Annotated in this window: 13 protein-coding genes; 4 read left to right on the top strand and 9 right to left on the bottom strand. The window is 34.7% G+C overall.

The window, feature by feature from the left end; genetic code table 11:
- Both DYI81_RS10220 and DYI81_RS10215 read left to right on the top strand, forming a co-directional pair.
- A complete protein-coding gene (locus tag DYI81_RS10220; protein WP_005005820.1) occupies positions 1-411 on the top strand; it encodes a hypothetical protein in 411 nt (136 codons plus the stop codon).
- A gap of 14 nt (positions 412-425) precedes the next feature.
- On the top strand, positions 426-851 hold the full coding sequence (locus DYI81_RS10215; protein ID WP_005028662.1) for a hypothetical protein: 426 nt from the start codon (positions 426-428) through the stop codon (positions 849-851).
- Between the two features lie 52 nt (positions 852-903).
- Here the strand turns inward: DYI81_RS10215 and DYI81_RS10210 are convergent, their stop codons facing one another.
- The 7 genes from DYI81_RS10210 to DYI81_RS18110 form a co-directional block, all read right to left on the bottom strand.
- Positions 904-1,548, bottom strand: a complete 645-nt coding sequence (locus tag DYI81_RS10210; protein WP_005028658.1) for a hypothetical protein — start codon at positions 1,546-1,548, stop codon at positions 904-906.
- On the bottom strand, positions 1,541-3,091 hold the full coding sequence (locus DYI81_RS10205) for a UvrD-helicase domain-containing protein (protein ID WP_178928238.1): 1,551 nt from the start codon (positions 3,089-3,091) through the stop codon (positions 1,541-1,543). Before DYI81_RS10205 ends, DYI81_RS10210 begins: the two co-directional genes overlap by 8 nt.
- Before the next feature lie 9 nt (positions 3,092-3,100).
- On the bottom strand, positions 3,101-3,658 hold the full coding sequence (locus DYI81_RS10200) for a hypothetical protein (protein ID WP_005028652.1): 558 nt from the start codon (positions 3,656-3,658) through the stop codon (positions 3,101-3,103).
- On the bottom strand, positions 3,658-4,227 hold the full coding sequence (locus tag DYI81_RS10195) for a hypothetical protein (RefSeq protein WP_005028650.1): 570 nt from the start codon (positions 4,225-4,227) through the stop codon (positions 3,658-3,660). Before DYI81_RS10195 ends, DYI81_RS10200 begins: the two co-directional genes overlap by 1 nt.
- Positions 4,228-4,239: 12 nt before the next feature.
- On the bottom strand, positions 4,240-4,914 hold the full coding sequence (locus DYI81_RS10190; protein WP_005028648.1) for a hypothetical protein: 675 nt from the start codon (positions 4,912-4,914) through the stop codon (positions 4,240-4,242).
- 12 nt (positions 4,915-4,926) lie between these two features.
- Complete coding sequence (locus DYI81_RS10185; protein WP_005028646.1) at positions 4,927-5,832, bottom strand: hypothetical protein; 906 nt, start codon at positions 5,830-5,832, stop codon at positions 4,927-4,929.
- 122 nt (positions 5,833-5,954) lie between these two features.
- Positions 5,955-7,484: a Type IV secretion system protein IcmP/DotM gene (locus DYI81_RS18110; RefSeq protein ID WP_024160802.1), complete on the bottom strand. Its 1,530-nt coding sequence runs from the start codon at positions 7,482-7,484 to the stop codon at positions 5,955-5,957.
- 1,081 nt (positions 7,485-8,565) lie between these two features.
- On the opposite strand from DYI81_RS18110, the gene DYI81_RS10170 reads away from it, so the two are divergent.
- Positions 8,566-9,402, top strand: a complete 837-nt coding sequence (locus tag DYI81_RS10170; RefSeq protein WP_117007472.1) for an AAA family ATPase — start codon at positions 8,566-8,568, stop codon at positions 9,400-9,402.
- A gap of 9 nt (positions 9,403-9,411) precedes the next feature.
- Positions 9,412-10,473 carry a ParB/RepB/Spo0J family partition protein gene (locus DYI81_RS10165; RefSeq protein WP_024160785.1) on the top strand — a complete coding sequence of 354 codons (1,062 nt, stop codon included), beginning with the start codon at positions 9,412-9,414 and terminating at the stop codon, positions 10,471-10,473.
- Positions 10,474-10,518: 45 nt separating this feature from the next.
- Here the strand turns inward: DYI81_RS10165 and DYI81_RS10160 are convergent, their stop codons facing one another.
- Together DYI81_RS10160 and DYI81_RS10155 are read right to left on the bottom strand one after the other, a co-directional pair.
- Positions 10,519-11,346, bottom strand: a complete 828-nt coding sequence (locus tag DYI81_RS10160) for a hypothetical protein (protein WP_024160786.1) — start codon at positions 11,344-11,346, stop codon at positions 10,519-10,521.
- Complete coding sequence (locus tag DYI81_RS10155) at positions 11,343-12,449, bottom strand: ParM/StbA family protein (protein WP_024160787.1); 1,107 nt, start codon at positions 12,447-12,449, stop codon at positions 11,343-11,345. Before DYI81_RS10155 ends, DYI81_RS10160 begins: the two co-directional genes overlap by 4 nt.
- Positions 12,450-12,638 lie beyond the last annotated feature (189 nt).

Below are 12,638 nucleotides of genomic sequence, written 5' to 3'. Positions count from 1 at the left end.
ATGAAAAACAGATTTTTGTCTTTATTGGGTTTTAGCCTTTTAGCATGTGCATCTTTTAATGCTAGTGCTAATACTAGCTCAGACTCTATTCGTGCTGAACTTGAAAAACTGCGCTTAGTAAACGTTAAATGTGCTGCGGTTTCTAACGATCCATTTGATGCAAAACACCTAAATTGCTATACAAATGTTTATAACCGCGCAAGTCAGCTTGGTAGCCTTGCTTCTAAATATATTAATAATGAAGAAGCTCCGCGTGTTCTAGCTGATCACAATCGAAACTTTACTCAGTTACTTGCTAACTGCGATCAGTTATACGCTGGCCAGACTGCAAAGTACAAAACACTAAGCATGCAATGTAAAGCGACCAATAAATTAGGTTGGGCAATGTTTATTCCGGCATTAATGAAGTAATAAAGGATCAGGTTATGAAAAAGTTTTTAAGTTTAGCTTTGTTATGTGCTGCTACCATTATTACGTCATCTGCCAACGCTGGTTATAAGACCAAAGCTGAAGCTATTCAAGCTTATAACAAGGTACAAGCTGAGTATCAAAAATGCGTGTTTAATTATAATGAAGCGCGTGATTCTGAGTACGGTTCACCAGAACTTAAGTGCAATACACCATACAACCAATCATTAACACGTTTCATCAAAGACGTTCGTGCGGAAAGTCAAAAGAATGCTGCAGCTTGGCAAGCAATCAATACACAACATATTAAATTTAGCCAAAACTGTGATAGTCAAACTATGGTGAGCTCATACAATCCATCGTTTTTTATTCGTCAATCTTTTATGTGTGAATCCTCTGCTTTTACATCTTTAGCACAAGTGGCAATCGACCTTTCTTATTAATTTCAAAACATAAAAAGGGCATCTATAAGATGCCCTTTTTTGTCGTTTGGTTTTAGACTTTTTCTATAATTGTTTCGGTATCTGGTGTTTCAACTTCAAACCCAAAGTGAAGATTACCGTATTCAATTGCTTCTTCTACCCAATGCAAGCCCATGTTTTGCTCATTTCCTACTTTGCTTGAATCATAAGCCTCAAGGGGCATCACCCTCTTAATATCATTTTCGATGAAAAAATATGTATAACAGTGAGGGTGCACATATATTCCATCAAAATAAAATGGAATTAAATATCTCCCCTTTAATTCCTTAAACTGCTCAATTGTATGTTTACTTGAAGCAATTCCACCGCCTGAATCTATGACAATGCTTCTAAAAGATCCTGAAGGAATATCAACGATAGCCAGGCCATCGAACGTTTCTACACCATTTAATATCTCTTTAGTTTTGAGATAAACACCTGGTTCAAAATGGCGTTGCTTGAAATTAAAATCTTCCGTGAAACTAAAGATTGACTTTGTTTCCTTTTCAATTAGATGAAACATTTCAAGAAGTGGTGTGATTATATCTGCGACCTGTGAGCCCTTTTTCTTAACAAGCTCCATGATATACGGTTCGTGATGAAACTCTCCGCGAATATAACTAGCATTGTGACATGCCTGAAACACTCTATTTTGCAGAACTTCAACTTGATTAGGCATTTGAAATCTCCGTATTTTTTGAATTTAAGTGTTCCAATAAATCATTAATGCCATCTGTAAATAATATGTTTTTGGCTCGTGTTACGGTCACATACAACAGCCGTTTTTCATCTGCAGAAATCATTAGCTTTTTATCGAGAATTTTATAGTTAAAGCCTTTTGCGATTAGGACATTATCCCACTCTAAACCTTTACTCTTGTGTGATGTGCTAATGACCAAAGTGTTTTTTGGGTCAGTTTCATCATCAGCCATACTATTTTCTAACGCCCACTCAATCACTTGCCATGAGTATTGGTTTGTTAGATCCAGAAAGGTTTTTAATTCTGTAGTTGCCCCCTCCACTTCTCCAAACACTTGTATATGGTCCACAAGCTCTTGGTAGGAAGAAAAGTTTTGAAGCTCTTTACACGTTGGCCGTTTATTTGCTCTCAGTTGAAAAATCCCACTGAAAATATCTTTACTGCGCTTTCCATCAACCTCAAGACGTATTTTCTTTTCGCCATTAAGGTAGCCATGAAACTTAAAAAAGTATTCAAAAGCCGTAGCATTTGTTCTACAAATAATCGCGTTCAATGAAGATGGTGCATAACTTGATGTACTGAAAGTGGTAACTTTTGACGTTTTACTTGGTAAACCTTTTAACTGTCTGGTTTCACCAAAAAGTTTATTGAGAAGTAGATTAGCTATATCTGCAACTGCATTACCAAACCGAAACGACTGTTCTAAGTACAATGCTTCAAGATCTAGGTTCTGTAAAATATCTTTCGCACCCCTAAAGCCATATATGCTTTGGTATGGATCTCCAACAAAAATAACTTTTGCTTTTTGACGTTTGAGTACGTCTAGTATTAATTGGTCACTATCTTGGCTTTCATCTACCATCACGTAATCAAAATCAAGTTGTGGTTTTTGCAGTACCCACCACTTGAGATAGTAATCGTGTGTAATACCATAATCACCGTTTGGATCAACTACATCATTCCAGATCATTTTCGCAATTGAAGTGATTTTATCTTCAAGAACGTCATTGCGCTTAATTGATGTTTGTTCTTTTAAAGCTATGTAAGCATGATCATTGGTAACAGTCTGATCCACTGTCATACAAAAATAACGTAATGTATTAAGGATAATCAGCGCTAATGTTAGATCGGTGAGTTGTCGGTTTTTCCCGTTGTACTGAAATCGAATGTTTTCAAGCTTAAACTTTTGAACAATATCTTTAGGAAGTAACGTAGGTTTGTTAATCTTATTTTTCAGCCAACCAGGTATATTTCTGTAAGCTAGAGAATGGAATGTAGAACATGTGACTGAATTCAGCCCATATTCAGCGAATTTTTGATTAGCTTCATCTGCCATCTTTTTATTAAATGATAGATATAGTCCAAGCTTACCTAGTTGTTGCAAAGCACTACTACAATGGATCAATGTCGTAGTCTTACCAGTACCAGCAAAAGCAATCAATTTAAAACTGGTTTTTAGTCGTGTTGCTTTATCAATTGCTCGTTGCTGTTCACTGGTAGGTTTTTGAGTAATTTTCTTCACAACCATTGCTTAATTTCGTGCTAAAAAAGAACTTGGTTTTTTGTTTTTCATTACAAGCACATCGCTTTCAACAATTTGCATCTGGCTTGCTAAAAAGTTAACTTGTTGCTTCAGTTCGTTTATATCGCTTTTTAGTTCAACTACTTGCACTTGCATCTCAAGGTTTGAATATTTGAGCTTGTTATTCTCAGTTTCTTTCTCTTTTAGTGCTGCCTGTAATCTTTTGATTTCCTGTTGGCTCTCTATGTTAGCCACATTAATATTGCTTTTGCTTTGAATATTTTGTGCTTGAGAAGATGTACTCTCAATTGCAACAGGTGTTGGCTTTGGTTGTACTGTGCCATTATATTTGGTTGTCTCTGAGATCTTATCCCATAGAGAATATGTGCGTAATGGCGCTGGTATATTTTGATTTGGTGTTGAAAAACTGGTGCGTAAAGCATTTGCACTGTCTTTAGATACAATGTCTCCAGAACTATTAATTTCAGTAAAGCCAGCATAAGCAAGTGAAACAACTGTTGAAACTGCTATTGCACCAATTACCTTAAAATAGTTTGATTTCTTCATTAGAATGCCCCTTTCAAGCGCTTATTTTTTGCCGTTTGATTTGATGATTTTCGAGTGATTGTGTTGTTTTCTAAATTGATAGAAACACCTACATTCATGACCTGATTTTTCTGTGGGTTGTATTGAATAAAGACCAGTTCTTTTGCATATTTCTTTGCGTGTGTTAAACGTTCAGCATGAATTTCATCAAGATTAAATCTGATTTGCATTCGCGATATATACAGCTTGAATAACTGATCATTTACTTCAGCTAAATTTAAAACTAAGCCTTTTTCATCTATAGAAGCAGACTCGAAAGTTAAATCATTTAAAAACCAATTTTCGGGTTGTATTAGTAAATAAAACTTTTCAACTTCGCTTGTGATTGCATATGAAAAACAAAACTCATTCACCTGATAGGTGCTTAAGCAAATGGTTTCATTGTTATAGCCACGTTTCATGTTTCGGTCATATGAGCTCAACCACCAAACTAAATAGTGTCGTGCTTCCAACTCTTTAACGGTTATTTGTGCTATTTCTGAGGCCTTTAGCTGTAATGCTTCAAGGTTTTCTATTCGTCTAGCTCTCATAGATAATTCACCTTATTTTTCTTGAAAGCATGAGTTATCAAAAGCCATTGAGTTAGGATCTAACCCCATGTTTTTAAGAGCCAAGGCTTTACCGTCAAGTTCAGGGTTATCAGATGTGCTTAGTTGTTGCGAACTTGTTTCTGAAGATGCATTTTTCTCATTAGTACCTGAACCTAAAAAGTAACCGCCTCCAGCAAAAACAACTACTGCAGCTACAATGCCCATAGCTGGCCAAGACGTTTTAAAACTAGAGAATCTATCTGCTAAAGATAAGCTGTATTTTTCTTCATTAGAACGTATAGGGCTGTCTGTAACATCAGCCTTATATTCATTTAGAGCTTGATGCCAAACTTCCTTTATGTAGCTCTGAAGTTCATATGTACTGAAACGAACCTTGCTTTTGTTTAAGTAATAGCATGGCTCACTTATAAGAATTTCTGTGTTTTCGTCAGACTTTAAGAAAACTTGTCCTCTAAACAAATTATTCTCGACCTGATCAAATCCTTTGATCGTTAATAGTAGATCCGTGGCCTTTGCATCTATATTGAAGATGCTCACCTGGCGATTTCTATCCGTATCTCCAGAAAGGTCAGAATCTAAAAACATAGACTCATTGTTTATCTTAGAGAAATAAGGTGAAAAGTTTCCGACAATCGATTGGAAAGCTTTCAATTGAGTTTTGTTCATCTCAATTCCCTCTTATTTGAAAATATAGTCAAGAGTGGCTGTTTCTGAAGTTCCTCTACGAGCTTCAACTTTTCCAGTCTTTTTATTTACAAAGATAGCAACTGGTACACCAGCAGTTAGTGGCTGTGGCTTTTGTCCAGCGCTACGAATTGCTTCTCGCTGTTCACGATCTTCTTTTGGCATTGCAACAATATCTTCGTGATAGAAGAAGATAGATTGAAGAGCGCCTAAGTGTTTATCCAACTCAGCAAGTTCCTGTGGTGTAGGAATCACTTTAATTGAGTTAATTTCTTCATCTGTTCCATTAAAGGTTTTATTAATAGTATCTTCAGATGGTTTACGAAGAATTCCAGCTGCTAATTGTTTTCCGTTTTCACTTTGGTTTAGAACTAAAGCTGGAATCCATTTAATAGTTGCACCGCTTTTAACGTATGAGCGAGAAAGGTTGAATGTTTCGTGACAATATTTACAGCGTGGATCGTAAATGATGTAAACAGTGTTGTTATCATTCGCTTTCCCCTCTTTAAACCCTGAAAGCGTTTTTACAGCTTTAAAGACTGGATGATTGTATGCACTGGCCAAATTCCCAACGGAAGCTGTTGGTTGTCGTGCTGGTGTATTCATTTTTTTTGCAGTTAATTTAAGAGGCTCAGATATATTTTTTTTAGTAGCAGAATCCCAAGCTGTACCATGTAAGATGACTTTTTCATCGGATGTTGTAAAAAACACCGCATTTTTCCCATTAGGTGCCTCAAGAATCCAAGAAGTTAAACCTCCACTAAAGGGTTTAACTTCTTTTACTTTGCCCATTTTTTGCATCTTAGAAGTAAGGTCCTGAGATGGTGCAGCGTAAGTAGAGATTGTAATAATACTAATAGCGCAACTTGCTACTATTTTAGTGAAATTATTTAAAAGCATTTTAGAGTATTACCTTTTAAGCCATGTTTTAGCAGTATAGTTAAAATATGTTTTTAAAAAAATAGTTAAATAAAAAAGACCGGTGTTTTAATACCGGTCAATTATAACTTATAGGTTTAAGACTAAAACCCTTTTTGCTTGTTTTTTTGTATTTCATCCTGTGGTATTTCTACGCTCACCATATCAAAAACATGATCGTCACTATACTTAAAATCATCTTTATCATTGTTTTTAGAGTTATAAGATCCGTTGTTTAATTCCTTGTCCGTAAACTCTACTACTCGAATAATACTGTTCACATCTTCAGCAGCTTTTTGTCTAGCTTCAGTCATGGCAAAACTCAATAATTCGTATTCAAAACCAACAAGGCCAATGTTAAAGTCTGGCTCTTCTAATGGCTTCCCTAATTTCACCTCAATTAGATAATGCGAGATTGGACCTAAACCCTCACTAAACAAAGACGGTCTACCAATATTCTGTATGAATGCGTATGCAGTTCGATTGTATAGTTTTAACCAGCGTATATCTGTTGGTGGCATTACACCTAGTTGTCTTGCTGTTAATACAACCTCACACAAAATAGTTCTTACATATGCATGGTTTTTAAAAATCTTAGTAGCAACGGGATGTTTAATGTATTTGTGAATTCTTTTTCTAAGGAAATCAAAATTAAACCCTACAAGCTTACGATCGCCCTCAACATACTGATTTTCAATTGCAAACAATGGGTTGTTAGGTATATTTTTTGTGCAAATATCCCAATAGTAATTAATTAATGTTGTTGAATCTTTTTTGATTTTACGGAACTCTTCATCATCCATAGATTCATCGGTTGCACATGCTACTGGTAAATACAAAGCTAGCAAAATTGTATCAACATCGGATAAATACGATAATTCATCGGGTGATGTTTCTTTTGAATTATCAAGGGTTATCCAAAGATCCCCTAGTTGTTCACGTAAGACATTTAAAAACTTCTCTTCATCTATGATAGGTACTGTTTCACTTTTATCATTATATTCTTTCGTTACTCCGTTGATTGTAATGTTCACAAGGCGCTCTTTAGTTCCTGTAATTAACTCATGCCTATTTGCAAACTCATAAGTTGAATCTAGCGCTTTAAAATGACCATTGTTCGTATCATATTTTGACAAGTCTAATGGACCAAAAACCTGTAAGTGTCTTTGGTTTGGAATTTGTTCCTCTATGAACTCTTCTAGGTTCATGCTTTTGATAAAGCCCCGTGCTGGATGCTCGCTGTTGAAGCGGTCATAAGCTTTCTTTATCCAAGGTGTTGCCAGCAAAAATATTAATAAATTCCATGCTTGACTGGCTTTTGAAATTTGAAAAATAGTGACTTCGCTAAACTTATTTTGACAAAATAATGGAAGCCAATTGTTTGTTGGTTTACATAGGTGTTCTGTTGAATACACCAACTCACTTAGTAAAGGCACGTAGTTAAGCCCGATAGCTTTGAATATGCTATGTATCCACCATAGAGGAATAATTAAAATGCCTTTTGTGTATACTAAAAACCCTACAATTTGAGGTTTATAAGCAAACCATACAGCCAAAAAAGCCACTAAAACCATAACAACAGTAAATATATAAATATGATTCTCATGTACAAGCTTATCTTTTGGATCTGCCATTTTATAGCCTATTAATATGTGTATTGTTGGGTATTATATAGTTAATATTGGTTTTAATCTAATTCCCCTTAAACCTTTTAAGGATTTTAAGTCTGGTTTTAAGCTCTTGACTAAAGTGGCATTTAATACCTTTTAAAGCTTAAATCAGGTCAATCTCAACACTAAGCCAGTATTCTTGGTCAAATACTAAAAAGAATGAATAAGAAGCCCTCCCCTACTAGACATTTAAGTGGATTAACCGCCTATATAATAAATTTCTCTATAAATATTGTTGGTAGTCTTTTTATTGAATAGGGCACTCCCCTACTCAGCTAATATAGATCATTTTCAGTTGTGCATTTCACAACGTCTACTCATTTATTTAACTGTAAGTAGTAGTAAGCCCTCCCCTCTTCTTGGCAACTCCATTTTTATCAGTCTGATAATGAATAAATCAACGATTTAGAATCGAAAAACCGTTATCAGCCTGATAATGAAAAAACCACGCCAAGGGATCTAAAGCTGTTATCAGTCTGATAATGAAAAAAACCATGCCAAGGAATCTAAAGCTGTTATCAGTCTGATAATGAAAAAAACCACGCCAAGGGATCTAAAGCTGTTATCAGTCTGATAATGAAAAAAACCACGCCAAGGAATCTAAAGCTGTTATCAGTCTGATAATGAAAAAAACCACGCCAAGGGATCTAAAGCTGTTATCAGTCTGATAATGAAAAAATCCACGCCAAGGGATCTAAAGCTGTTATCAGTCTGATAATGAAAAAATCCACGATTAAAAATCGAAAGCTGTTGTCAGTCTGATAATGAAAAAATCCACGATTAAAAATCTAAAGCTGTTATCAGTCTGATAATGTAAAAAACCACGCCAAGGGATCTAAAGCTGTTATCAGTCTGATAATGAAAAAATCCACGCCAAGGAATCTAAAGCTGTTATCAGTCTGATAATGAAAAACACATAAGATATGGACACATGTTAGGCATATAGATTGAAAAAGTTGAAATATATTAAAAATAAAGTGAAAAAGTATTTTAAATATTTTTCAAATATTGTATTGTTTGACTTTACTTGAAAGGTGATTGAAAAATGGAAAAGAACTCAGGAATAACTTATATTTGTACAAGCATCCACTTTAAAGGTGGTGTGGGCAAAACAACATCTACGGTGAATTGTGCTGCTAAGCTTGGAAAATTAGGTTATACGGTTTTAGTAATCGACTTAGATAGCCAACGTAATGCAACAAAACATATTTCAAATGTTCCAGATATTAACGATATAGATGGCACTCTAAAAGATATTTTTGAAAACTATAAAACAATTAACATTCACGATGTTATACAAGGTCCAGATAAAACCAACTTTGAAAATGTGTCTTTGATTGCTTGTGCTAATAACATTCGTGATGTTGAAATCAATATTCAGCGTTCTAGTCCAGTTCCTAATGAAATTATTAGAAGTGTATTAAGAAAGATAAAAGGGGATTTCGACTTTATTTTGTTAGATTGTCCACCGCGAATGGAAACTCTAACTTTTAATGCTTTGTTAGCATCAAACAGTTTATTAATTCCATTACAGGGTGAATACAGTATTCAGGGTTTGGAAGATATACTTAACTCTATGGATGACTTAGAGACAAGCAATCCAGATTTAAAAATTCTATCGCCAGTACTAAACTTTTATAACAAGCGTAATACAGTGGATCTTACCTTGGCTGAAGATATTCGCAATGAATATGCTCAACCAAAATTGCAAGAAAAACTGGTAAATAAGGAATTAATCTGTATTCCAAATGCTACGGTTTTTAGTCAAGCATCATATGTTAAGTGTTCCGTATTTGATCTGGATGCTGGAAAAGAAACACCAGCAAAACAAGCAATTAATCAACTTGTAGATCTAATGGTTTCTGAATACAAAAAATTATAAGGTGCTGATATGAACTTTAAAGATAAAGTAAAAAGCATGAAAAAAACATCTGTTGCTAATGCAACAGGGAGTGATGCTCAAGTTACTGATGTAAAAGAAAATACAGCGACTCCAACCATAGAAGAGGGGAGTCTTAACCCACTAGCTAAGCGAGAAACAAAAAATATTGTTAGCGGATCTCATTTAGAATCAATCGACATTGATTTAATTGATCCATCACCTTATCAACCACGTATCATGAATAAACGTGTATATGAGAAGTTGCCAATTTTGGCTGCTGATATAGAAACTAATGGACAAATTAACCCGATTACAGTTCGACAGAAGGGTAATCGTTACGAGTTAATTGCTGGTGAGAGACGTTTTAGAGCAATTAAAGAGATTTTAAAGCTCAAGAGAATTACTGCTTTAGTTAAAACATCTATGAATGATGATAAAGCTGCTATAACAGCTTTATTGGATAATACTGCTAGACAAAATCTTTCAGATTTTGAAAGCATATTAAAAATCAAGCAATTATGTGAAGAGTTTGGTTATCCTTTTGAAAGTTATGAATTTGTTACTGAAAAATTTGCGATTGATAAGTCGAAGTATTTCCGTCTCAAATATATTCTAGACTTACCTGAGTTCATTTTGGACTCTTTGAACGAAGATCCTGAGCTAATTTCTGGATATATTGCTCAAGAAGTGAATACCGCAATAAATAAAGCTTTAGAAACTAAAACTGAAAAAGCAATTTTCGACTTGTTAAGACCAGAATGGGATAAATACGTTGAAGAATTTAAATCCACGGGCAAGCGTCATAAAGGATTTATAGCTATTTTGAGTGAAGAAGAAAAAGCAAATAAGGCGACTAAGCCTGAAAAAACTGAAGAAGCTACTACTGAAGAACAACCGAGTAAGATTAAATTCGATTTTAAGACAGATAAGGGCGTTAAATTTGGTTCTATGAGTTCTGAATGTGGTACCAAAGGTAAGAGTGTACTTAAGTTGCGAGTAGCCTTGGATGCAGATATTACAGAAGAGAAAGCTAGAAAAATTGAAGAGTTTTTTAAGAGCTTGAATGATTGAAGTTTCAAAACTTTGAATGAAAAAAACCGGCATTGCCGGTTTTTTTTATAATAGATCTGGATTAAAAGTCTGGTTAAGCCAATCCGAACTACTTGGATTGGTTACTGGTTTTGATTCAGATACGTTTTGACTTGGTTTAGCATTGTTAATTTCGGACGTTTCGGTATTTTGAGATGTTTCAACGGTAGGGGAGTGGTCCTGAATGTTTTTATGTTCAGTATGTTTAGCTTCCTTTATCTTAACTGCTTTTTGAACAGGAACCTCCTTGCTCTTGATAGAATTAGTTACGGGCTTTTTAGGTGATTGTTCAATTTGCTCCTTACTACTTTCTGGTATTTGTATGGATATATGATCAAGATACTTTTTTTCAAGATATTCAATATCGTACACATAGTAAGCAGTATTAAACTTGGTGTATGTTTCAACACAAGTACTTAAGCCAAACCTTAATAGGAAAGAATTGACAGAATATAGGCTTGCCATATCCTCATTAACTTCATACAACTTATAAAGGTATGAAAGCTCAATTAGAACCGCTATACCAGCATGTAAAACAGCAGTTATGTAATTTCTACGAAGCTTTCCTTGAGGATGTTTTTTAATTGAATTAAATAGTTTTTGATTTGCATTTTTATCTATTTTCATTCGTACAGGCTGTGCAAACGTCTCGTCTATTTCATTTTGCACTGGCGCATTTAGAAAAATCTTCTGCTTGTCAGTACAAAAGATAAATCCTAAATACAGCAGACTTAAACTAAAAGCGTTTAAGTCTAGACCTGGTAGATTTCTATTAACATTACTAATCACATCAAGATCTTCTCTTGTTAAGTGAATTAATTGATAGGATAGTTGTATGTAGTTTGAATCTGTCATTTGATTTCTGCGTACATTTTATACATGTATTTAGCTAACTTATATAAACCTTTAGCATTGGCGTACTCTGGTGATTCAGCGATTCTTACGTTCGGTAAGTCGTACTTTTCTTTAATCTCTTTTTCAAGAAAAGCTGCACCGCCTCCACAAAATAATACTAATGCTAAATCATCGCCTCCACCGATCTGTTTAGAGATAAAGTTATTTAATTCGATCATGAATTCGTTTTTAGCTTGCTGAATTAAACCTGTAATATCTTTGGCTTGAGATCCTATACCATAAGTTCCAGATTTTAGTGCGAAATCTAGCCAGTTAGCGTTAACTGTTTTATAGCCAGATTCAAGAATTAAGCTAGTGATTCGTTCATAGATGGTAAGAATACCAAGGTTACGTGATGTAGAACGATGGCCATCAAGCATGTTTCCTCCATCTAATGTGACTACAATATCAGTGGTTTTACCGCCAATATCGATTACAGCACATTCAGAACTTATTAAAAGATCACTATCTTCTGAACCGTTTCCGTGTACATCAATAATCTCATTAAAATAAGCTGTTTGAGCTTCACATTTAACAATATGTCTTTTAATGATATTAAGCGGTTTACCAGCTTTATGATCTTTTAAGTTGAAGCAAACATCACCATTGAGTAGAAAATTAGTTTTCATATCAATAAGTGGCATGTTTTTGGTTTTTTCAGGTGTGTAATAGCGACTAACAGGAAGTGAAGTAGCGATTGCAAACGCTCTACCATCATATGTTCCGATATGGTCAATATAGGCCTTAATTGCCTGGTGTATTAGTGCCTTGTTATATTCAGATGTCGGGTATTCGTCTGTTCTGGTATCCAGAGGAACACTACTATTGATCTTCTTACCAACTGTATAAAAGTTTTCATTTACTTTAACCACATAATAGTCAGTAGAATCCTCTTCGCCAGTGAGGACTTTTCCTGAATAAGCAATACTAGGAATAGTCAGTTTGATTTCATTTCCATCTTGATCTAGACCAGCATAAAGCTTTGTACCGCCATGTCCATCATCAATACCTAGAACAATATAACGTTCTTCAATCGCTGGTTTTTCATTTTGAGTATTTTTCATAAGTTTACCTTTCAATTTTTCAAGATTTACAACGAGTAACGTCTTCTACCGCGTCTAGTGTATTTATTGCCCCCAAAAACTAAGCGTCTAAGAGCAGAGGGGATATAGCTGTATTTGTATTTAAATACTTTTTCAATAACCAATGTTGCTACTATCAAGCCGATGAAAAGCATAAGTTTGAACAAGGAA

The organism is Acinetobacter sp. SWAC5, from assembly GCF_003419885.1.
Classification (GTDB): Bacteria; Pseudomonadota; Gammaproteobacteria; order Pseudomonadales; family Moraxellaceae; genus Acinetobacter; species Acinetobacter cumulans.
Note: the sequence above shows the minus strand (reverse complement) of the source record. Positions and strands in the feature narration are given on the sequence as shown.

Coding starts and splice junctions, on each gene's coding strand:
- DYI81_RS10195 (WP_005028650.1), bottom strand. CDS start 4,227: ATGAGAGCTAGACGAATAGAAAACCTTGAAGCATTACAGCTAAAGGCC.
- DYI81_RS10220 (WP_005005820.1), top strand. CDS start 1: ATGAAAAACAGATTTTTGTCTTTATTGGGTTTTAGCCTTTTAGCATGT.
- DYI81_RS10170 (WP_117007472.1), top strand. CDS start 8,566: ATGGAAAAGAACTCAGGAATAACTTATATTTGTACAAGCATCCACTTT.
- DYI81_RS10185 (WP_005028646.1), bottom strand. CDS start 5,832: ATGCTTTTAAATAATTTCACTAAAATAGTAGCAAGTTGCGCTATTAGT.
- DYI81_RS10210 (WP_005028658.1), bottom strand. CDS start 1,548: ATGCCTAATCAAGTTGAAGTTCTGCAAAATAGAGTGTTTCAGGCATGT.
- DYI81_RS10200 (WP_005028652.1), bottom strand. CDS start 3,658: ATGAAGAAATCAAACTATTTTAAGGTAATTGGTGCAATAGCAGTTTCA.
- DYI81_RS10215 (WP_005028662.1), top strand. CDS start 426: ATGAAAAAGTTTTTAAGTTTAGCTTTGTTATGTGCTGCTACCATTATT.
- DYI81_RS10160 (WP_024160786.1), bottom strand. CDS start 11,346: ATGACAGATTCAAACTACATACAACTATCCTATCAATTAATTCACTTA.
- DYI81_RS10190 (WP_005028648.1), bottom strand. CDS start 4,914: ATGAACAAAACTCAATTGAAAGCTTTCCAATCGATTGTCGGAAACTTT.
- DYI81_RS10155 (WP_024160787.1), bottom strand. CDS start 12,449: ATGAAAAATACTCAAAATGAAAAACCAGCGATTGAAGAACGTTATATT.
- DYI81_RS18110 (WP_024160802.1), bottom strand. CDS start 7,484: ATGGCAGATCCAAAAGATAAGCTTGTACATGAGAATCATATTTATATA.
- DYI81_RS10165 (WP_024160785.1), top strand. CDS start 9,412: ATGAACTTTAAAGATAAAGTAAAAAGCATGAAAAAAACATCTGTTGCT.